The 19783-nt window shown below is 44.5% G+C and carries 20 protein-coding genes, 4 tRNA genes, 2 rRNA genes and 1 riboswitch; of the genes, 11 read left to right on the forward strand and 15 right to left on the reverse strand.

The features are described from left to right. The 7 genes from AC6R05_RS19100 to AC6R05_RS19130 all read right to left on the reverse strand — a co-directional run. A 23S ribosomal RNA gene (locus AC6R05_RS19100) occupies window positions 1-396 on the reverse strand; the annotation flags it as partial. A 353-nt stretch (window positions 397-749) separates the two neighbouring features. After that, a tRNA-Val gene (locus tag AC6R05_RS19105) sits at window positions 750-825 on the reverse strand. 41 nt (window positions 826-866) lie between these two features. Next, window positions 867-942, reverse strand: a tRNA-Ala gene (locus AC6R05_RS19110). Between the two features lie 48 nt (window positions 943-990). Next, window positions 991-1066: transfer RNA gene (locus AC6R05_RS19115), tRNA-Lys, on the reverse strand. A 2-nt stretch (window positions 1067-1068) separates the two neighbouring features. Next, window positions 1069-1144: transfer RNA gene (locus tag AC6R05_RS19120), tRNA-Glu, on the reverse strand. Window positions 1145-1266: 122 nt separating this feature from the next. Next, window positions 1267-2819 (reverse strand): 16S ribosomal RNA (locus tag AC6R05_RS19125). A 551-nt stretch (window positions 2820-3370) separates the two neighbouring features. Beyond that, window positions 3371-3895, reverse strand: a complete 525-nt coding sequence (locus AC6R05_RS19130; RefSeq protein ID WP_408692630.1) for a DUF3087 domain-containing protein — start codon at window positions 3893-3895, stop codon at window positions 3371-3373. Between the two features lie 244 nt (window positions 3896-4139). On the opposite strand from AC6R05_RS19130, the gene trmY reads away from it, so the two are divergent. After that, window positions 4140-4739, forward strand: a complete 600-nt coding sequence (gene trmY / locus AC6R05_RS19135) for a tRNA (pseudouridine(54)-N(1))-methyltransferase TrmY (RefSeq protein ID WP_500648328.1) — start codon at window positions 4140-4142, stop codon at window positions 4737-4739. 87 nt (window positions 4740-4826) lie between these two features. Here trmY and AC6R05_RS19140 read toward each other — a convergent pair whose 3' ends face one another. Both AC6R05_RS19140 and AC6R05_RS19145 read right to left on the reverse strand, forming a co-directional pair. Then, window positions 4827-5129 carry a hypothetical protein gene (locus tag AC6R05_RS19140; protein WP_152470228.1) on the reverse strand — a complete coding sequence of 101 codons (303 nt, stop codon included), beginning with the start codon at window positions 5127-5129 and terminating at the stop codon, window positions 4827-4829. A gap of 315 nt (window positions 5130-5444) precedes the next feature. Further along, window positions 5445-6530, reverse strand: a complete 1086-nt coding sequence (locus AC6R05_RS19145; protein WP_500648329.1) for a permease — start codon at window positions 6528-6530, stop codon at window positions 5445-5447. Window positions 6531-6765: 235 nt separating this feature from the next. On the opposite strand from AC6R05_RS19145, the gene AC6R05_RS19150 reads away from it, so the two are divergent. Together AC6R05_RS19150 and sigZ are read left to right on the forward strand one after the other, a co-directional pair. Further along, complete coding sequence (locus AC6R05_RS19150; RefSeq protein ID WP_032553409.1) at window positions 6766-7059, forward strand: ArsR/SmtB family transcription factor; 294 nt, start codon at window positions 6766-6768, stop codon at window positions 7057-7059. Then, a complete protein-coding gene (gene sigZ, locus AC6R05_RS19155) occupies window positions 7046-7630 on the forward strand; it encodes an RNA polymerase sigma factor SigZ (RefSeq protein WP_500648330.1) in 585 nt (194 codons plus the stop codon). Before AC6R05_RS19150 ends, sigZ begins: the two co-directional genes overlap by 14 nt. A gap of 100 nt (window positions 7631-7730) precedes the next feature. Here sigZ and AC6R05_RS19160 read toward each other — a convergent pair whose 3' ends face one another. Further along, the gene (locus tag AC6R05_RS19160; protein WP_500648331.1) at window positions 7731-8351 is read right to left on the reverse strand and encodes a YitT family protein; all 621 of its coding nucleotides are present in this window, start codon (window positions 8349-8351) and stop codon (window positions 7731-7733) included. Between the two features lie 352 nt (window positions 8352-8703). On the opposite strand from AC6R05_RS19160, the gene AC6R05_RS19165 reads away from it, so the two are divergent. From AC6R05_RS19165 to AC6R05_RS19180, 4 genes are all read left to right on the forward strand, one after another. Beyond that, window positions 8704-8916, forward strand: coding sequence for a hypothetical protein (locus AC6R05_RS19165; protein ID WP_500648332.1), 213 nt, complete (start codon window positions 8704-8706; stop codon window positions 8914-8916). Window positions 8917-8931: 15 nt separating this feature from the next. Beyond that, window positions 8932-10152, forward strand: a complete 1221-nt coding sequence (locus tag AC6R05_RS19170) for an MFS transporter (RefSeq protein WP_500648333.1) — start codon at window positions 8932-8934, stop codon at window positions 10150-10152. Between the two features lie 153 nt (window positions 10153-10305). After that, complete coding sequence (locus tag AC6R05_RS19175; RefSeq protein ID WP_152470224.1) at window positions 10306-11031, forward strand: sulfite exporter TauE/SafE family protein; 726 nt, start codon at window positions 10306-10308, stop codon at window positions 11029-11031. Between the two features lie 62 nt (window positions 11032-11093). Then, window positions 11094-11453, forward strand: a complete 360-nt coding sequence (locus AC6R05_RS19180) for an MmcQ/YjbR family DNA-binding protein (RefSeq protein WP_500648334.1) — start codon at window positions 11094-11096, stop codon at window positions 11451-11453. Between the two features lie 43 nt (window positions 11454-11496). Here the strand turns inward: AC6R05_RS19180 and AC6R05_RS19185 are convergent, their stop codons facing one another. Beyond that, entirely contained in the window at window positions 11497-12252 is a 756-nt protein-coding gene (locus tag AC6R05_RS19185; RefSeq protein WP_500648335.1) for a phosphatase PAP2 family protein, read from the reverse strand. 409 nt (window positions 12253-12661) lie between these two features. Next, window positions 12662-12828, forward strand: a riboswitch (FMN riboswitch). Window positions 12829-12975: 147 nt separating this feature from the next. On the opposite strand from AC6R05_RS19185, the gene ribB reads away from it, so the two are divergent. Continuing rightward, entirely contained in the window at window positions 12976-13632 is a 657-nt protein-coding gene (gene ribB, locus AC6R05_RS19190) for a 3,4-dihydroxy-2-butanone-4-phosphate synthase (protein WP_150868561.1), read from the forward strand. 250 nt (window positions 13633-13882) lie between these two features. Beyond that, window positions 13883-14731 (forward strand): hypothetical protein, encoded by an 849-nt coding sequence (locus AC6R05_RS19195; protein WP_500648336.1) that lies wholly within the window; start codon window positions 13883-13885, stop codon window positions 14729-14731. A gap of 134 nt (window positions 14732-14865) precedes the next feature. Here the strand turns inward: AC6R05_RS19195 and AC6R05_RS19200 are convergent, their stop codons facing one another. Further along, window positions 14866-15759: a LysR family transcriptional regulator gene (locus tag AC6R05_RS19200; protein WP_500648337.1), complete on the reverse strand. Its 894-nt coding sequence runs from the start codon at window positions 15757-15759 to the stop codon at window positions 14866-14868. Between the two features lie 154 nt (window positions 15760-15913). On the opposite strand from AC6R05_RS19200, the gene AC6R05_RS19205 reads away from it, so the two are divergent. After that, window positions 15914-16546: an NAD(P)-dependent oxidoreductase gene (locus AC6R05_RS19205; protein ID WP_500648338.1), complete on the forward strand. Its 633-nt coding sequence runs from the start codon at window positions 15914-15916 to the stop codon at window positions 16544-16546. A 121-nt stretch (window positions 16547-16667) separates the two neighbouring features. On the opposite strand, the gene AC6R05_RS19210 is transcribed toward AC6R05_RS19205, so the two are convergent. After that, the gene (locus AC6R05_RS19210) at window positions 16668-17318 is read right to left on the reverse strand and encodes a cupin domain-containing protein (protein WP_500648339.1); all 651 of its coding nucleotides are present in this window, start codon (window positions 17316-17318) and stop codon (window positions 16668-16670) included. 138 nt (window positions 17319-17456) lie between these two features. After that, on the reverse strand, window positions 17457-18224 hold the full coding sequence (locus AC6R05_RS19215) for an SDR family NAD(P)-dependent oxidoreductase (protein ID WP_285465141.1): 768 nt from the start codon (window positions 18222-18224) through the stop codon (window positions 17457-17459). Between the two features lie 105 nt (window positions 18225-18329). Here AC6R05_RS19215 and AC6R05_RS19220 point away from each other — a divergent pair, with 105 nt between their 5' ends. Continuing rightward, a complete protein-coding gene (locus AC6R05_RS19220) occupies window positions 18330-18668 on the forward strand; it encodes a winged helix-turn-helix transcriptional regulator (protein WP_500648340.1) in 339 nt (112 codons plus the stop codon). A gap of 68 nt (window positions 18669-18736) precedes the next feature. Here AC6R05_RS19220 and AC6R05_RS19225 read toward each other — a convergent pair whose 3' ends face one another. Next, a complete protein-coding gene (locus tag AC6R05_RS19225) occupies window positions 18737-19642 on the reverse strand; it encodes a LysR family transcriptional regulator (protein ID WP_500648341.1) in 906 nt (301 codons plus the stop codon). Between the last annotated feature and the right edge of the window lie 141 nt (window positions 19643-19783).

Here is a 19783-nt window from a genome sequence, read left to right on the forward strand (position 1 = left end):
CCATATTCAGACAGGATATCACGTGTCCCGCCCTACTCGATTTCACTGATTATGATGTGTCGGTTACGGGGCTATCACCCTTTATTGCGGCACTTTCCAGAGCCTTCACCTGCATCATTAAAAGCTTAAGGGCTAATCCAATTTCGCTCGCCGCTACTTTCGGAATCTCGGTTGATTTCTCTTCCTCGGGGTACTTAGATGTTTCAGTTCCCCCGGTTTGCCTCTTGTTGCTATGTATTCACAACAAGATACTTACTTATGTAAGTGGGTTTCCCCATTCGGAAATCCCAGACTCAAAAGGTTTTTACTACCTAATCTGGGCTTATCGCAAGTTAATACGTCCTTCATCGCCTCTGACTGCCAAGGCATCCACCGTGTACGCTTAGTCACTTAACCATACAACCCGAAGAAGTTTCGAGTTGATGATAAATCACCAAGGTTTTTGGTTGTAATAAGAAGGGTTAGTTCTCATTACGTGTTTGCCGGACTCAATGGTGATTCAAATTAAATTTGAATCGAATACAAGACACTTGAATGTGTTTGTGTTGTGTTTATCTAAAGATAAACATTGAGAACTTTTAATTTGATTAACTTAATCACAGCCTTGAGCTGTTTGATTTCACTTTTTAAAGTGAAAACCAATTAAGTAATCAGTCAGCTTTCCAAATTGTTAAAGAGCAAGTTTCTTTCGCTAATGACTAGCTAATGAAAACCATTTTTAAAAGCACTATCTCTAATGCACTTAAAGATGGTGGGCGATACCGGGCTCGAACCAGTGACCCCCTGCTTGTAAGGCAGGTGCTCTCCCAACTGAGCTAATCGCCCACATTAGTTTTAATTCCTCGTGGAGAAGAATTCCTCAAGAATGGTGGAGCTAAGCAGGATCGAACTGCTGACCTCCTGCGTGCAAGGCAGGCGCTCTCCCAGCTGAGCTATAGCCCCATCTTGAGTTTCTTTTTTGAAAACATATTAGCTTTCTAAAAGAAGAAATGGTGGGTCGTGCAGGATTCGAACCTGCGACCAATTGATTAAAAGTCAACTGCTCTACCAACTGAGCTAACGACCCAATGGTATCCCGTAGGGGAGTCGAACCCCTGTTACCGCCGTGAAAGGGCGGTGTCCTAGGCCTCTAGACGAACGGGACACTAAGTTTGTTTCCGCTTTAAAAAGCAGAAGCAAATTGGTTGAAGATATTGGGATATCTTCATCTCTTTACTTTCTAAACCGTATCAATCTGTGTGGACACTTATCGTGAATATCTTCGTATAAGGAGGTGATCCAGCCCCAGGTTCCCCTAGGGCTACCTTGTTACGACTTCACCCCAGTCATGAACCACAAAGTGGTGAGCGTCCTCCCGAAGGTTAAACTACCCACTTCTTTTGCAGCCCACTCCCATGGTGTGACGGGCGGTGTGTACAAGGCCCGGGAACGTATTCACCGTAGCATTCTGATCTACGATTACTAGCGATTCCGACTTCATGGAGTCGAGTTGCAGACTCCAATCCGGACTACGACGCACTTTTTGGGATTCGCTCACTCTCGCGAGTTGGCTGCCCTCTGTATGCGCCATTGTAGCACGTGTGTAGCCCTACTCGTAAGGGCCATGATGACTTGACGTCGTCCCCACCTTCCTCCGGTTTATCACCGGCAGTCTCCCTGGAGTTCCCGACATTACTCGCTGGCAAACAAGGATAAGGGTTGCGCTCGTTGCGGGACTTAACCCAACATTTCACAACACGAGCTGACGACAGCCATGCAGCACCTGTCTCAGAGTTCCCGAAGGCACCAAAGCATCTCTGCTAAGTTCTCTGGATGTCAAGAGTAGGTAAGGTTCTTCGCGTTGCATCGAATTAAACCACATGCTCCACCGCTTGTGCGGGCCCCCGTCAATTCATTTGAGTTTTAATCTTGCGACCGTACTCCCCAGGCGGTCTACTTAACGCGTTAGCTCCGAAAGCCACGGCTCAAGGCCACAACCTCCAAGTAGACATCGTTTACGGCGTGGACTACCAGGGTATCTAATCCTGTTTGCTCCCCACGCTTTCGCATCTGAGTGTCAGTATCTGTCCAGGGGGCCGCCTTCGCCACTGGTATTCCTTCAGATCTCTACGCATTTCACCGCTACACCTGAAATTCTACCCCCCTCTACAGTACTCTAGTTTGCCAGTTTCAAATGCAGTTCCGAGGTTGAGCCCCGGGCTTTCACATCTGACTTAACAAACCACCTGCATGCGCTTTACGCCCAGTAATTCCGATTAACGCTCGCACCCTCCGTATTACCGCGGCTGCTGGCACGGAGTTAGCCGGTGCTTCTTCTGCAGCTAACGTCAAGAGATGCCGCTATTAACGACACCCCCTTCCTCACTGCTGAAAGTACTTTACAACCCGAAGGCCTTCTTCATACACGCGGCATGGCTGCATCAGGCTTGCGCCCATTGTGCAATATTCCCCACTGCTGCCTCCCGTAGGAGTCTGGACCGTGTCTCAGTTCCAGTGTGGCTGATCATCCTCTCAGACCAGCTAGGGATCGTCGCCTTGGTGAGCCATTACCTCACCAACTAGCTAATCCCACCTAGGCATATCTTGACGCGAGAGGCCCGAAGGTCCCCCTCTTTGGCCCGTAGGCGTTATGCGGTATTAGCCATCGTTTCCAATGGTTATCCCCCACATCAAGGCAATTTCCTAGGCATTACTCACCCGTCCGCCGCTCGACGCCGTTATCGTTCCCCGAAGGTTCAGATAACTCGTTTCCGCTCGACTTGCATGTGTTAGGCCTGCCGCCAGCGTTCAATCTGAGCCATGATCAAACTCTTCAATTTAAGATTTTGTGACTCAATGAATACTGATTCTATCTAACGATAGTGAATTGACTGTGCTCTTATTGGTTTTCACTTTAAAAAGTGAAATCAAACAGCTCAAGGCTGTACCAATTCGAATTGGTCACTCAGTTCATTGAAATCATTTTGATTCCGAAGAATCTGTTTGCCTTTGCTTATAAAAGCGAAAACAAACTTAGTGATATTCATCAACGAGTGCCCACACAGATTGATAGGTTTAAATTGTTAAAGAGCTTTTGCTTATTGAAACTTTCTTTTTACAAAGAAACCTCTCAAAGCGGACGTGCATTCTAGCGATTTAATCTTCAGTGTCAAACACTTTTTTGAAAATTAATTTCTTTCGAATTTTCGTCTTACTGATCACCGCTGAAGCCTTGTGGCGTCTGCCGTGTCAGTGAGGCGGCATTATAGAGATCATCTAAAACTTGGCAACCCCTTTTTTAATAAAAAATCGAAAAAAGTGCTTACATGATTATTTTTAATTCAAAAGCCATTAATTTTGGCTATACATCCACCGAAAACGCACTCTACAACTAAAATTCGGCCACTAATTCTTTGCTAAAATCAGACAGACTCAGTTCAAAGCTCCACTTTTCTGCTTCTTTCTTTATATGATCTATCGAAGAATCAACCGAATTCATTGTAAGTGTGTTGTTATCGAGCTCATAGACTTGCTTTTGCGTCGTATAGTAGAAGTAAAGAACGGTAAGTGCGTTTCGATTACCCTCATCTGCCGCGGCTTTAATCTTCTTCAGCTTTCTATATATCTGGTTGTGTATCTGTTTTAAGTTCCAAACGTACACAGCCTCATTAAGGTAAGGATGGGTTTTGATCTTCGATGCGATAAAGGCATTTAACGCAATCGCCAGAACGACCCCAAACAAGTTTAAGTGAAAGTTGCCTGTCGATTCGCCAGCAATGCTCTCCTTAACACCAAACAGCTCAATCAAAAGTGCACCGAACCCAATCGCACTAATCGCAAGAGACGCTACTAATCCGATTAGCAGTACGTTCATCTTCTTCCTATATTCTTCTTTATTGATTTTCTGCAGTTCCATTGATAACTCCTTGATATCAGATGATGGCCATTCTCTATTTCTCCTAACAGGTTCTCAACCGGTTAGATGTTTAAATGTGTTAACCATCTATTTACTACGTATAAAAACAATAAAGGTACTTAAAACTGCTTTGGTTAATTGACTTAGCTTAGAGAAAGGAGTTACATACCGCGACAAGTTAGTTAATCATTGATACTGACTTAGAGAACTCGATTCGCTCCGTATAACTAGAAAGGTACATTTCATGCGTTCATTCGTATTGCGTGCTCGTGCAGCACCAACTGAAAGCAAATTGATTTTGGAAGGCGTTGGTCAAGAAGCTCATACAGAGATATTGGCACACACGTTGATGAACACCATCTTCGTTGCTCAATCTCATCGTAAAGATGTTACCGTTCATCTTGTGTTGGAAAGTACCAAAGACTTTTCTCGTACTATTACCGTAGATTCAAACGCCATCACCAATATTGGTGGTTTCCACGAGAGCGCACTCTTAGCCGCCGTTGTTCGTGCTGTTGATGCGTCTCAAGGCATGGGTAAAGAGGAGACTCGTCAAGTTGAGCCGGGGATTACCGTTCGAACTATCAGTTTCGAGAAGCTAGTAAAAGAACTGTCCGAAGACCACCAGCTTTATATGATGGATAAGAAAGGCGAATTTATCCGCGATGCCGAGATTGCAGACAATCCTTGCTTCTTATTGACTGACCACATCCCAATGCCAAAGAAGAGTTACAACAGCTTAAAACGCCTAGGGACTGAGAAAATCAGTCTAGGCCCTAACATGTTGTTTGCTTCCCAATGTGTTGTGTTGATTAATAACGAATTGGATATTCGCGGTTTCTAACCTCGTTACAAGACCTTCATATAACAAAGCCCGGTATTTCACCGGGCTTTGACTTTAAGCATATTGATAACTCATCAATACCAGCTTTCAAAACAAATCTCGCATTAGCGTCTCATACTGCTCTGTCGCGAGTACAACGAGATGATTCAACTCTTTTGCATCTTTCTCTGCTAATAGCAGCTGCCAATCACAATGCTTACCACCTTGATCTTGCCCTAGCACTTTGATGTTACCTTCCTCAAATTCAAATGATAGATGATTGAAGTCGGTATTGTGGTGCTCATGAGATTCCAAAATTTCAAATTCTAGATTGCCTGTTGGATTTACCTGAATGTGTGCATGACAATCTTGCTGGTTCTTTAACTCATACTCCCTGTGTATTGCGAACATATTCCCTCCTATCTCTAAACCGCTAACTGACTCAGCACAAAATGTACTGCTATAAAAAGTGTAGCTTTAGGAGGGAGTTCGAATCGCTAAACAGAACACCGATTTGATTCGAAACAACATTGAAGTGAGTAAAGTCATTTCCCGTTCAATACAGCTTGACGAAAGTAATCCATCTCAATTGGTTGAACACATAGAACAAGCATATTTTGACTAAAAATAGCCTCTCTTGACCATAAAAAAAGAGCCCACCTCGGTGAGCTCTTTCGACATAGATTTTTATCTATCTACGGTTATCTTTCTATTTAGGCTAACTTGTTAACCAAACATAAATGTGTATAGGTAACCAGCACCAATCGCCATGCTTAGAATCACGAATAGGAACGCTGCAATCATCTGATTCTTGAAGATAGATTTCAGTAGAATCACTTCGGTCAAACTTGCACCCGCACTACCAATAATCAATGCCATTACTGAACCAAGCGCCATACCTTTCTGCACGAGAGCTGCACTCAAAGGAATTACGGCCTCTGCACGAATGTATAGTGGAATACCAATAACCGCTGCGATAGGAATCGCGTACCACTTGCCTTCACCTGCGTATTCAGCAATCAAGTCCGTTGGAATAAAGCCATAGATGAATGAACCAATCGCGATACCCATCATTAGATAAGGGAACACTTGTTTAAAGTCTTTCCAAGTCGATAGCCAGATTCGCATCCAACGGCTTGGTTCTTTCTTCTCTACAACTTTCGCAGTTGCCGTACCATCTGCAGAGCAGCATGATACTTCTACTTTTGGTTCTTCTTTGGTGCCACAGCATGATGTCTCTTTTGCCATTACTGGTGCCGGTTCACCGCATGAAGATGTTCCGCAAGACGACTCTTTTTTCTCAACTTTTGGTGCTGAATCTCCGCAAGTAGTTCCACAGCTTGACGCGCCAGCTGATTCGTACGCTTCTGGTTTCACGTAACGTTCAAAGCCAAGCTTCTCAAGAACGTAACCCGCGACAACAGATACTGTCATTGCGATCGCAAAGTAGAACATCGCCACTTTCCAACCAAAGGTCACTACAAACAGGCCAATGATCACAGGGTTAAGCAGTGGGCTGCCAAACAAGAACACCATCATTGGGCCAAAACCCGCTCGCGCTCTAAGCAAACCTTTAAGGAAAGGAATGGTTGAGCAAGAACAGAATGGTGTGATTGCACCAAGCAGTGCCGCGACAACATAACCTTTTCCTTTGCGTGAGCTTAGGATCGACTGAATCTTTTCTGGTGTCAGAAATTCCTGCAATACACCAACAATGTAGCTAATCGCTAAGAAAAGGATGATCAGTTCGGTTGCTAAGAAAGCGAACATGTCTAAGGCTTCTTTCGCCATTGTGAGTATTTCGTTGTTCATAATTAACTCCAAGTTGAGCACTTACAGAGTGAAGATTTCATATTTCTTCAATCCATGTCATTTCGAATATTCTCGAATTATAGAAATATAAAATGATTGATCAAGCATTATTTCGATAAATATCGAAATATTTTTATTAAAGGCTGAAGATCAATGACTTAGTGAACACTGCATGATGTGGTTTGAAATGAGCATTCATTTCGACTATTATCGAATTAAATTTTGAGGAGCCATCATGAACTTAGAAACTGTAGCTAAAGCATTAAAAGAGCTAGGCCACCCTATTCGCTTATCTATCTACAAGACTGTTGTAAAAGCGGGTTATCACGGTATCGCTGTTGGTGGCTTACAAGAGGAGCTCGGTATCCCAGGATCCACTCTTTCTCACCATATCTCTAGCCTTGCATCCGCTGGACTAATCAGCCAAAGGCGTGAGGGACGCACACTTTTCTGTGTCGCAGAGTATGAATGCCTTGATGGTGTTATCGACTTCTTAAAAGATGAGTGTTGCGCCAATGACCAGTGCTAGTGTCGCGAGCCTGAGTCTCGAACAAGTTTGGGCTGAGTATCAACAGGCACTGAAGGCTTTCTTGCATTCAAAAGTCAATCAGCCAGATGATGTGGATGATCTACTGCAAGAGATCTTGCTGAAAACGTATCAGAATCTGGAGACAGTAAAAGAGTCCGACAGTATCAAGGCTTGGCTGTTTCAGTTAGCAAATCGCACCATCATTGATTTCTATCGCAAGCGTGCTCGCGATCAACGTGACAGCAACATAGATGCGGAGGAATTATGGTTCGCAGAGCTTGATCAGAACTCTGAATTTAAACAGCAACTAGCGCAGTGCATTGAACCCTTTATTCAAGCACTTCCGGAGAAAAACGCATCACTTCTGCTTGCGGTCGATATTGAGGGACAAAGTCAGAAAGAGCTCGCTCTAAGCCAAAACACGAGCTATTCGACCATTAAGTCGCAGGTGCAGAGAAGCCGAGAAGAACTCAAGAAGTTATTTGAAGAGTGCTGTCACCTATCTTTAGACAAGCACGGCAGTGTTATTGATTGTGACCTAAAACCAGACAGCAATTGTGGCAAGTGTTAACCACAATTCTAATTCAACGTATAGATACCCCTAGGAACAAGACGTAGAAAACGAAAAAGCCAGCAATCTCGCTGGCTTTTTCTTGTTTACGGCATTCAGTTTAATTGCTGCTTGCAGGCTGTGGCGCCACTGGTTGGTAGCGACCTGGCTTATGATTCATAGCCAAAATCAGATTGGTCACCACCGCGCCTAATACCGACAGAAGAATCAGTGAAATGTCGACGATAAACAATGACAGGATAACAATAGTACAGTCCAAGCCCATTTGTACCTTACCTGCGCGAATACCAAAACGCTCTTGAAGGTATAGAGCCAAGATGTTGAAGCCACCTAGGCTCATCTTATGTCTAAAGATCACCAGCATACCTGTACCGATGAGTCCGCCGCCAAGCATTGCTGCGTACACCTTGTTGATCTCTGCAATCTGAATAACGTGATACAGATGATCAACTGCGAACGAAACGATAGATACAGCAATAAAGGTATTGATCGTAAAGCGCCAGCCCATACGGGTAACAGATAAAATATAAAAAGGTAAGTTAAGCGCGAAGAAAACCTGACCAAAGCTAAGCTCTGTGATCTTGGTAATGAAGATAGCTAACCCTGCAGTACCGCCAGTCAGCAACCCTACTTGATTGAAAAAGATAACACCGAGCGACACCAATGCACTACCTAGGGTTAATGCAAGCAGGTTCTCTCTGAGGTTATGATCTTTGTCCATTTGGATGACTCTCCCTTAAATTCCGAAACTTTTCTCGCTCATCCTGAAGCGATTTCGGCACTAGGGTCACGATTTTTAAGGAATATGTCGAGTTTATGGAGTGTGATCAATGTAACTCAAATCGTACTGTTTTGTTTACAACCCAATAAATAGCCATTGATTACAATGCGTTATATATCACTCTATATAACAAGCTGGCAGGCTTAAGGGTTCGATTTCACTAAGCAAGTTTGATGCTCTCTTATCTATGCACAAAACGCATAGATTGAATCACAAATCGTCATTTGTCTCATGTGCAGACTCTCTTTAAGATGCGCGCCTTCTTACAACATTGAGCGCATGTAAAACCCTTATGTTTTCACAATCTCTTTTTGCCCAGCTCGCCAGAATGACTCTGTTTTTGGTCATCAGTTTAGTGGTGGTTCATCATAGCCAACCATTGCTCGATCTTTTGGCTCAGCACGCTGTAAGTAGTGGGTGTCACCAGCAGTCTGCGCATGAGCATTCTGGGCACGAACACCACCACGACATGGGTGAACATGACATGTCTGCACATCATCATTAATTTAAGAGTATTAGAATGAGTATTTTCCGCTTTCCCTTACTGGTATGGCTTGGGATCGGCACATTAATCATCAGTCTAGGGATCAGACAATCGTTCGGCATTTTCATGATGCCTATTTCCGAGCACTTCAACACTGGTCGTGAGTTCTTTAGCTTTGCGATCGCACTGCAAAACCTGTTGTTTGGTGTTTTTCAGCCGTTTGTTGGTATGGCTGCCGACAAATGGGGCGCTCGACGCATTATCATCGCAGGCGCATGTGCTTATGGCGTAGGTCTACTTCTTACTTCCATCTCTACCGAATCGAGCATGCTATATATCTCTCTCGGCGCGCTGATCGGTTTAGGTTTGAGTGCTACAAGCTATGTGATTGTTCTTGGTGCTGTCGCAAAAGTCGTCCCTGCGGAACACGCTGCAAAAGCCTTTGGTTTAACAACCGCTGCAGGTTCATTTGGTATGTTCGCAGTGATTCCCGGTGCGCAGTACATGCTTAACGAGTTTGATTGGCAATCGGCAATGCAAGTATTCGCATTACTATGCTGCTTAATGATTTCGTTTGCTCCGTTCATGCGAGCTCCTAAGTCGAAAAACGCAGCAAAAACACAAACTGCTAATGCAGAATATTCACAGACACTGAAACAAGCATTGTCCGAAGCCTTTGCGCACAAAGGATACTGGCTTATCCACGCAGGCTTCTTTGTTTGTGGTTTCCACGTGATGTTTATTGCAACTCACTTACCAAGTTACTTGGCGGACAAAGATCTACCCGCTAGTAGTGCAGCTATGGCTCTTGCGTATGTCGGTATCTTTAACATCTTCGGCTCATACTTTTGGGGCGTAATGGGCGATAAATTCAGCAAGCGTCATGTAATGTCGGCTCTTTATCTAGTGCGAACTGTAGTTATTGGCGCATTTGTGACTCTGCCAGTAACAGAATCTACAGCAGCGATTTTTGGTGCTGCGATTGGTTTTTGTTGGTTGGGTACAGTGCCACTTACCTCAGGTCTAGTAAGACAGATCTTCGGTGCGCGTTACCTATCGACTCTGTATGGTTTGGTATTTTTCACTCACCAAGTCGGCAGCTTCTTGGGCGCTTGGGTTGGCGGTCGAATTTACGATTATTACGGCTCATACGAACCAATTTGGTGGTCTACGGTCGTGCTGGCTTTTGCTGCTGCGCTTATCCATTTACCAATTAATGATAAGCCAATTGAACGTCTTAAGATGGCAATGGCTTAATGAAAGTAAACGGCTGCTCTTAGTGAGTGGCCGTTTTTCTATTCGTCTCGACAAACTACTCTTTTAACAGAAATTTTGCCGACATATGGGACAGGCAACGCTATTTTAATTTATAGTATTTATCTTCTTATCCAATTTGCAGATTGATAGCACATGGAACTGTTCGATCAGACAGTCATTATCGCAATGGCACTCATTTTTGTTGGCTCTTTCGTTCAAACCGCTATCGGTTTTGGCTTAGCTATTGTCGCGGCTCCGTTACTATTTCTTGTTTCACCAGATTATGTCCCTGCCCCAATCTGTTTAGTCGGTTTGTTTATCTCTATCTTCAATGCCATGAAGCACCGCAGCAATATTTCAATTGGTGGTCTCAAGGTGGCGCTGCTTGGTCGAATTCCGGGCTCACTTGCTGGCGGTGCACTGTTGGTGATGGTATCAACCAGTGTCTTATCTTTATGGCTAGGCCTGCTGGTTGTGTTTGCCGTCATCGTGAGCCTACTTCCATTCAGATTAGAGCCGACACCAGCGAAAATGGGCATTGCAGGATTCTTCTCTGGCTTCTTTGGTACCAGTTCAGGCATTGGTGGTCCGCCAATGGCGCTATTGCTGCAACACCAAGATGCCAATCAACTACGCGGTAATCTGTCTGCCTTCTTCGTATTCAGCTCAATTATCTCGCTGGTTGTTCAGATCCCAATTGGCTTTTTTACGTTGCATCATTTGGTTATTACCTTACCACTGCTCCCAGCAGCTTGGTTAGGCTATAAACTGGCGTTGATGACTACACAAACTCTGCCTAAAGAACAAATTCGAATCGGAGCACTTTTGCTCTGCTCAATTAGTGGAGTCACAGCAATATGGCAAGGATTAGCAGGTTAACCTGTCGAATGGCAAAGCGTCGATGACAATAATGAAAGAAGATCTTAGGAAAGGATGACTTAATGGATTACGAACAATTTAATGAATTCTGCAAAGCGTTACCCGCGACCACGTATGTGATGCAGTGGAACAATTCTCATGTTTGGAAAGTGGGTGGAAAGGTGTTTGCGATTGGTGGATGGGGTCCAGATGATCAGCCTGCTTGTATTTTTAAAGCCTCTAATCAAAATTATGACTTCTTAAAAGACGCCCCCGGTTATCGACCTGCCCCCTACTTCGCCTCTCGCGGGATGAAGTGGATTCAATGTACCGATACTCAGCTCGACGTCGAAGAGCTTAAATACTACCTCGTTCAATCTCATAAGATCGTTTCTCTTGGGTTAACGAAGAAAAAGCAGGCTGAACTGGGATTGAATCAGTGATGAATCACAGCTGACTTCATCACTGAACTTTCACCGCTTTCAGCTAGCCAAATGCCCTAAATGACTTAAACCAACATGGAAGATAGGGCTCTATCTTGTTCGCTGATATCACGGGTACTAAGCCATATAGTAAACCTGCAAAAGCAATCGAGGCTGCTAAATCAATTGGCCTATGCATACCCAACCAAACTCGACTATATGCCACGCCTCCAGCCCAAATTAACAACGCACCTACCCACATAAACTTGCGCGCCTGCCAAAATAAACCACCAAAAAACGCCACGCAAATACCAACAAAGATCATATGCCCAGAAGGAAATGAATAGTCTGTTTCGCCGAGCCAATGAATCGTTCGCCAATCACTGACCACGCTCGACATCTGCACGATCGCGTCATTCTTAGCGAGCAGTGGCAACTCATAAAATGCTTCTGGTAAATCAACGACCTGTTGCTCCGCTAAATACACAGCATAGGGCCTTGGACTCTCGGTCACGTGTTTAAGGTAAGTCTTGGCGGCAAAGCTCAAGCCAAGCAGAATCACCAGTTGAACTCCAACACTGACCAACTTAGAGGCGGGTAAACGCAGTCTCAAGAGCATAATACCGAGCACTAGCAAAGTAATAAGGAATCCCTGACTACCTGCAGAATACGTAACATAAGTGATCAGCGCGCCGACAAACTCATCTACCTTATTCGAGAAGTTAAAATCAGAACCAAATAAAAAGAATGGCAATAGACAATATAGGCTCAGAGCGAGAAGTAATAAGCCCTTGGATTTATTGGAGAAGATGAGTTTCATAGAAGTAGGCTAGCGTTGAAAAAGTTGAATGCTAGCTCACCTTATCACCCTCAATATCAAATTTTTGTCAGAAAGCTTAGTTAGCAATGATATTTCTATAAATGACCTAAATTCAATGTCTTGCGCATATTTTTCCACTCATCCACATTCACACCGAATGCAATTAACTACACGCTTTTAACCATTGTCTCTTTTCCCCGCAAACATAGCCGTTGTTACTTATTTATCCCGTGATTTACTCTGTGATCAATTTTGCAGTAGAACACACTTATGTCGCGAAAACGGGTAATTAATCAGCAAACTGTTCGCTAATTGCATAAAGTTTGCGGGCTATCCTTTTCATATGCCCATGAAAGGATTACCATTCCTGTGCTTTTGAAACCAAGCTCAAAAGCCAATCAAATTTATTTTTTATTCTCAGGGCGGGGCGAAATTCCCCACCGGCGGTATGTCCTTAGTAACACTATATACGTAGCAAAACTATAGATAAGCCCGCGAGCGCTCGATTCGTCGAGGTCAGCAGATCTGGTGAGATGCCAGAGCCGACGGTTATAGTCCGGATGAGAGAGAATGGAAACACACCACTCATACTATTGAGTTGGTGCATTTCGTTTTGGATAAAACCATGCGAACGACGATCTGTCTTAGTGATAGATCGCGCTGTCGTTTGGCTGTCATCCCTCATACAAGCCCTGATTCTGGTGATATTTTAGGAGTTAAACCATGAATCAGTCTTCAATTTTGGCCGAATTTGGCGAACCAATTGAGCGTGTTGAAAACGCACTACAAGCACTACGCGAAGGTCGTGGCGTTCTTCTATTAGACGATGAAGATCGTGAAAACGAAGGCGACATCATCTACTCAGTAGAACACCTAACTAATGAGCAGATGGCGCTGATGATCCGCGAATGTAGCGGCATTGTTTGCTTGTGCCTAACTGACGAACAAGCAAACCAACTTGACCTACCGCCAATGGTTGTTGATAACAACAGCGCTAACCAAACCGCTTTCACAGTGACTATCGAAGCGAAAGTGGGTGTAACTACTGGCGTTTCTGCAGCTGACCGCGTAACCACGATCAAAACTGCCGCTAACCCAAGTGCAAAACCAAGTGACTTAGCGCGCCCAGGTCACGTATTCCCACTGCGCGCTCGTAAAGGTGGTGTCTTGGCTCGTCGTGGTCACACTGAAGGTACCGTTGACCTGATGCAAATGGCTGGTCTGCCTTCTGCAGGCGTACTATGTGAAGTGACTAACCCAGACGGCACAATGGCGAAAACGCCAGAGATCGTTGCTTTTGGCAAACTGCACAACATGCCTGTATTGACTATCGAAGACATGGTTGCTTACCGTAACCAGTTCGACCTAAAACTGGCATAAACGAAACAACACGTTAAAGTTCAATTCAAGCCCTGCTCTGTGAGTGGGGCTTTTTCGTTTATAACGACCACCTATTTCATTGATATCCAAATATATCTCATCAAACTCTCCCTATTTTAGGGCTAAATTGCACCAAGTTAGACAACCCCGCATACGCACCAAAACTTAAGCTATTGAATATTAATAATTTTCTATTTTGGCACGCTTAGCGCATACCACTAAGGAGGTATTCACATACAAGGAGTGCGTTATGTTTATGCTTATTTCAACTATCGTGGTTTTGGCTTCAGTTTATGCTCTGTTTCACTACTCACAGAAACGCCAAAAATCAAACGATCAAAAATTCGAAACCTTAGTCTTGCTTCGAGAACTGTTGCAGCTTTCGAGAAAACACCGCGCGGCGACTCATTATGCGCTGACCTGTAAGCTATCGACTGAATCGGTACAACGAGTAAACACTCTGTATCAATCCATGATCACCGCATCAAACAGGCTCATCCAAAAAAGTCCATTTGATGGGCGCCCGATGTACCGTATTTATCAGCTCAAAATTAAGGCGATGCATAACGATTGGCAAACTCGAAGCTTGGTACGAAACCAGTTCATTCATGGAAAAACCATTCGTCACAATATGTTGTTAATGGACGAGTTGATGATCACTTGGTTGACGGAATCGGAGCAGACTGAACTGGTTGATGATTACCACATGGAGTGGCTACAGGTTTTGGATGCCATGGAGACACTCACTAAGCTAAGAATGTGTATTCCTGATATGGATAAACAAGATGAGTTTCTACGTGCTAAGTTCTACGCCGATCAAATTCATAGACACTTAAACCGCTTGGCGCTGATCTGTCCTTTGAGCTTAGGCTCTCCAACGGGAGCACGTGCTTTACAGACACTTGCTGATATACATGACAGTGAGCAACGTGTAATTACAGCTACTGCTATGTATGAGTTAACCAGCGACATATCCACCATTATCGCGCAAGTGTATGACCAGATACTGTCTCGAATGACTGAGACGCTTTATCTACCTCTTCCAGAGATTTCATTGAGGCTGACAGACGACCATCAAGGTGTACACGGTTCCGTGTAAAGGCAGCACATTCAAAGTCGTCGTCCTATAGAACTCCCCACATTGAGTTCGTATCCGATATCACTTTTGGTATCGGATTTTTGTTTTTGTAGAGTAAGAAATGTACCGAGCAGCTTAACGAGCATGACGGCAAACTAACTTGGTCGAACAATGTCCTGCGACCAAGTGTCGGCCACAAAATCAATGAACTGACGCACAACTGGCAACTGGTAGCTTCGCGAAAGGTACACCGCCCACAAGGTACTTGTTGGTACCACATACTCAGTCAAAATCGGAACCAATTGACCCCGTTCAATGATTGGGTTGGCGATGTCACATGGTAACCTTGCGATCCCTTTACCGCGACAAGTGGCTTGAACCAAGACCCCAACATCGTTAGCTGTGATCGTGCCTGATACATCAACCGAATGCTGCTGGTTGTCTTTTACAAACTGCCACTTTGACACGTCTAAGTGACGAAAGCAGTTGTGATCTTTAAGATCTGATATGGTTTCAATTGGTGCGTTCAGCTCAAGATAACTAGGCGCGGCACATATCACCGAATCAATCTTCATCAACTTACGCGCGATGAGGCTCTCGTCTGGGGAGTCAGTATAACGAAGTGCGATATCAATTCGCTCATCCACCAACTGTGTAAAGCGATCTGAAGCAAACAGCTCTATGGTCACCTGCGGGTGAAGTTCTGTGAAGGCTTCGACCACATCCAGCAGTAGATGTTGTGTCAATGCAATCGGAGCCGATATCCGAATAACGCCCGACAATTGATCTGTCATATTAAGCGCACTGACTTCCAACTCAGCAGCTTCATGCAGGATGCGCTCACATCGAATCAACGCCGCCTCACCCGCTGTGGTTAAACTGACTTTGCGAGTCGTTCGGTGTAATAGTCTTTGTTTCAACCAGTTTTCAATCTCTTGAACATGCCTCGAAACCTGAAGCCGACTCATACCCAAGTGATCAGCGGCTTGAGTAAAACTCGAACAGTTTGCTACTTCAACAAAACTGCGCATCGCATTTAATCTATCCAATGTGTACTCCCTCGTGCCTCATTTCACTGAACCTGAGCTAATTAGTAACTTATGTAGATACAATCTACATCAATTGGCGATATTTATCACACCTAAGCAAGCTATTAGACTGCAATGGTTGTCGAAACACAGAATTAATTAACGGAGAATCATTATGAAAATTGCAGTATTAGGCGCAACTGGTTGGATTGGTAGCCACATAGCTCAAGAAGCCGCATCACGTGGTCATGAAGTTGTCGCGATTGCGAGAGATACAAGCAAAGTGGAACAGCAAGGCATCGAAGCGCGTACTTTCGATCTGCAAGATCCACAAGCGAAGATCAACGATGTGACGTCTGATGTCGATGTGGTGATTGCCTCAATTGGCGGGCGTGCACTTGGCAACCATGAGTTGGTAAAACAGAGTGCAGAAAAACTACTATCAGAGTTGCCGAGCGGTCGTCGTTTAATGTGGGTCGGCGGCGCAGGCTCGTTGGAAGTTGCACCAAACGTTACTTTAGTTACGGTGCCGGACTTCCCTGAAGAGTACAAAGCGGAAGCTCTCGCTCAAGGTGAAGCGCTGGAAGTATTCAAAGAATCAAACAGCGATGTACAGTGGACTTTTGTGAGCCCAGCTGCGGAGATTTTCCCAGGTGAAACAACGTCTCAATATCGCATTGGTGGTGATCAACTGTTAACGGATTCAGAAGGCAACAGCAAGATTTCAGTATCAGATTACGCTATTGCGATGCTTGATGTTCTTGAAGGTGGCGAACACATCAATAAAAGAATCGGTGTCGCTTACTAAAGCCTATTAGTTGTAAATACTCAAAGCCTAACCTTGCCTAACTCCCGCTTGTTACTCATCTAACAGTATCAAGCGGGAATCTTTGTATCTGCTCTAGCAAAGAGCCTTTATAGAAAAATACTTACAGAGGAAGATGGCCAGTTTTAACCAAAATCACTGTCTCTTCTTCTACAAATGGAAAGTGCCCACTCATGTGTGGGCTGCGCATCCAAGTGTGTTTTGGATACACGCCATGCTCATCTTGAAAAGTCCCAGATAGCACGAAGATCTCTTCACCGCCAAAATGACGGTGCGGCTGAAAGCGTTCACCAACAGGCCACTTAACCAAAGCGACATGCTCATGCTCAAACTCGTGCAGCGGCATTACTTGCAGGCCACCGATACCCGGTAGCCACTCAGTTTGGTTGGTATCGACTCTCACCTGAGCCAAATCTCTATCATCGAACTGATTCAATTTGACCAAAATCGTACAGCCACTCTTGCTTGATGGAGAGTGAGCACTACCAGGAGGGTTACGAATATAGGTGCCTGCGGGGAAGTCTCCAGTTTCATCAGAGAATACGCCCTCTAACACAAAGATCTCTTCACCATTAGGATGAGGGTGTTCAGAAAAAGAGGATTCAGGATCGTACTTAACCACGCTGGTCGTGTGACCCGACTCTTTAGCCTCGCGCTCTAATGGCTTTCGCCACACGCCTTTGGCAGGGCTTGCTACCCATTCCATAGGGTCAGTTTCAATCACTAACCTTTTCGAAAAATCCATGTTTAACATGATGGTGACCTTACTCTTGCTATCGTTATTATTGTTTTGTCGCGATTTGTTTAACTGCTTTCATTGTACGCGAATAATTAAAGAGGTAACTATTTCCGATTTGGTTCGGTATACCGCCACCTCTAAAAATTCGGCCTATCAGTTACGCCCTGCAATCACGCCGCCATCGACATCCCAAATTGCACCAGTTACCCAATCAGCACTGTCAGACAACAAGAATGAAATGCTGTTAGCGATGTCCTGTGGTAAACCTACTCGACCGATTGGGTGGAACTCATTGAAGCCTTCAAGCGCCTCATCCACCTCTTCTGGGTTAATAAATGATTCGTAGATAGGCGTTTTAACCACAGCAGGTGATACCGCATTAACTCGAATATTATGCTCAGCAAGCTCCATCGCCATGTGCTGTGTTAACGAATGTAAACCCGCTTTCGCCATTGAGTAAGCGGAAGATGGCGTGGCTTTAATCGCTTGTTTCGCCCACATAGATCCAACGTTCACAATATTGCCGCCACCCGACTGAATCATCTTCTTCGTGACCGCTTGGGTAATAAAGAAAGTAGCTTTGTTGAGTTGCATGTATTGGTCGTAATCTGACGCTTGATGGTCAACAAATGCCTTAGGGTTAAAGTAACCCGCAGCATTGACTAAATAACCAATACCTTCTTCTATCGAAGCTAAATGCTCGATAAGGCGAGCTGTGCTTTCATCGTCATAGAGGTTAGCTTGCCAGCCTGAAGCATGCCCGATAGCTTGAAGCTCTGATACCGCGTTATCTAACTTGGTCGCGTTGTTTCCGACCACCAACACGTGGATATTTTGAGCCGCAAGCTGCTTTGCTGTTTCAAAGCCCATCCCACTTGTTCCACCAATAACGACAGCAATACCTTTTTTAGTGAAGTTCATTTTGTTATCTCCTAAGTCATGTGAACGTGGTAATCTTAGGCTTTGAACTAACACTATGAATAGTAAGTACAAATCGGTTAGGTAGGTACTTTTTGGTACATCTTTATGAAAAATCAGGAAAACTTTTTTTCTAGAAAATCGGCTCCAGAACGCTCGGCGCGTATGGTAGAAACCATTTATGGCTGCAAATGGTCACTCACGGTTTATCAATTGCTAGCGAATGGCATCAACAGACCGGGTGAAATGGTGCGTTCTGTCGAAGGCTTATCGACTAAAGTACTCAACGAGTGTTTGAAGCGAAATGTAGAGTTTGGCATTCTTGAGAAGCAGATGTTCAATGAGCTACCTCCGCGCGTAGAATATCAAGTCACACCTTTTGGCGAGAAATTCTTGGTTATTCTGGAGCAATTAGAACAGCTACAAAATGAAATAGATGAAATGTAGCTCTGTTCTCAATGCTGCTGGCGCACTCTAACCATCCACCAGCAGTCACAAAAAAGACAGTATGATCCCTAGCTCACCGACATCTCTTCAAAACGATTCTTAACAAAGTCTATAAAGGTGCGGATTCGGCTCGGCTGGTAGCGGTCACGATGATAGATTGCAGAAAAGTCCACGCTCGGTACAACCCACTCATCAAACACTTGAACTAGCTGCTGGTTGTTCAGCTCTTCCAAACAGTAAATAGTAGGCACACGAATAATACCGTTACCCGCCATCGCACCTTGAACTAATACTCGACCATTCTTGCACTGCAAACGCCCATTCACATGAACATCGACGGTTTTCTTACTGTCTTCCAAAGCTTGAAAGCTCCATCTACGAACCGACCCCGTTAAACAATCATGCTGCGTGAGCTCTTTTGGGTGAACCGGTTTGCCTTTGCGTTCAAAGTAAGCAGGACTGGCAAGAGTACCCATTTCGATATCGAGAAGCTTACGAGCGATAAAGCCTGCATCCTCCAAACTCCCCATACGAAACGCGATGTCAAAGGCCTCTTCAATCAGATCCACACGGTGGCTACTGAAATCTAGACTGATACTGATATCTGGATAAAGCTGCATGAATTCATTCACAAGGTCGGCAATGATCACTTCGCCAAGATACCCACCAACGCAGTTCACTTTGATATCACCACGCACTTCTTCAACATCATCAACAGCAGCAATCAAGGCTTGGTCTATATTATCTAAGGCTTGCTCGCAGCGTTGATAAAGCTCTTCACCCGCATTAGTTAGGCGCAGCGTTCGAGTAGTACGAATGAATAAGGTCACGCCCATCTGCTTTTCTAGGCTGCTTACTTGGCGAGAGACATGGGAACGAGAGACATCTAACTCTTCTGCCGCTTTAGTGAAATTGCCTAAGCGTGCAATGAGAACAAATGAACGAATATCAGACAGGTTAATTTGATTGAGCATAGTCGCGATTCAGTCAGAACAAAGATGCTTTTATTGTTGCAGTATGACAACAGTGTTTCAAGTAAAGCGCTATATATCAACAATGCAGTTTTCCTTAATATACCCTCATCGCAACGAAACACGTCAATAACGCCTTGTTTC

The sequence above is a fragment of the Vibrio sp. R11-SG3-ISO9 genome, from assembly GCF_059834255.1.

Bases quoted from the DNA above. Each gene is read 5' to 3' on its own strand.
- AC6R05_RS19180 (WP_500648334.1), top strand. From the start codon at position 11,094: ATGGATTACGAACAATTTAATGAATTCTGCAAAGCGTTACCCGCGACC.
- sigZ (WP_500648330.1), top strand. From the start codon at position 7,046: ATGACCAGTGCTAGTGTCGCGAGCCTGAGTCTCGAACAAGTTTGGGCT.
- AC6R05_RS19210 (WP_500648339.1), bottom strand. From the start codon at position 17,318: ATGTTAAACATGGATTTTTCGAAAAGGTTAGTGATTGAAACTGACCCT.
- AC6R05_RS19195 (WP_500648336.1), top strand. From the start codon at position 13,883: ATGTTTATGCTTATTTCAACTATCGTGGTTTTGGCTTCAGTTTATGCT.
- AC6R05_RS19225 (WP_500648341.1), bottom strand. From the start codon at position 19,642: ATGCTCAATCAAATTAACCTGTCTGATATTCGTTCATTTGTTCTCATT.
- AC6R05_RS19205 (WP_500648338.1), top strand. From the start codon at position 15,914: ATGAAAATTGCAGTATTAGGCGCAACTGGTTGGATTGGTAGCCACATA.
- AC6R05_RS19160 (WP_500648331.1), bottom strand. From the start codon at position 8,351: ATGGACAAAGATCATAACCTCAGAGAGAACCTGCTTGCATTAACCCTA.
- AC6R05_RS19165 (WP_500648332.1), top strand. From the start codon at position 8,704: ATGTTTTCACAATCTCTTTTTGCCCAGCTCGCCAGAATGACTCTGTTT.
- AC6R05_RS19170 (WP_500648333.1), top strand. From the start codon at position 8,932: ATGAGTATTTTCCGCTTTCCCTTACTGGTATGGCTTGGGATCGGCACA.
- AC6R05_RS19145 (WP_500648329.1), bottom strand. From the start codon at position 6,530: ATGAACAACGAAATACTCACAATGGCGAAAGAAGCCTTAGACATGTTC.
- ribB (WP_150868561.1), top strand. From the start codon at position 12,976: ATGAATCAGTCTTCAATTTTGGCCGAATTTGGCGAACCAATTGAGCGT.
- AC6R05_RS19150 (WP_032553409.1), top strand. From the start codon at position 6,766: ATGAACTTAGAAACTGTAGCTAAAGCATTAAAAGAGCTAGGCCACCCT.
- AC6R05_RS19140 (WP_152470228.1), bottom strand. From the start codon at position 5,129: ATGTTCGCAATACACAGGGAGTATGAGTTAAAGAACCAGCAAGATTGT.
- AC6R05_RS19215 (WP_285465141.1), bottom strand. From the start codon at position 18,224: ATGAACTTCACTAAAAAAGGTATTGCTGTCGTTATTGGTGGAACAAGT.
- AC6R05_RS19175 (WP_152470224.1), top strand. From the start codon at position 10,306: ATGGAACTGTTCGATCAGACAGTCATTATCGCAATGGCACTCATTTTT.
- AC6R05_RS19130 (WP_408692630.1), bottom strand. From the start codon at position 3,895: ATGGAACTGCAGAAAATCAATAAAGAAGAATATAGGAAGAAGATGAAC.
- trmY (WP_500648328.1), top strand. From the start codon at position 4,140: ATGCGTTCATTCGTATTGCGTGCTCGTGCAGCACCAACTGAAAGCAAA.
- AC6R05_RS19220 (WP_500648340.1), top strand. From the start codon at position 18,330: ATGAAAAATCAGGAAAACTTTTTTTCTAGAAAATCGGCTCCAGAACGC.
- AC6R05_RS19185 (WP_500648335.1), bottom strand. From the start codon at position 12,252: ATGAAACTCATCTTCTCCAATAAATCCAAGGGCTTATTACTTCTCGCT.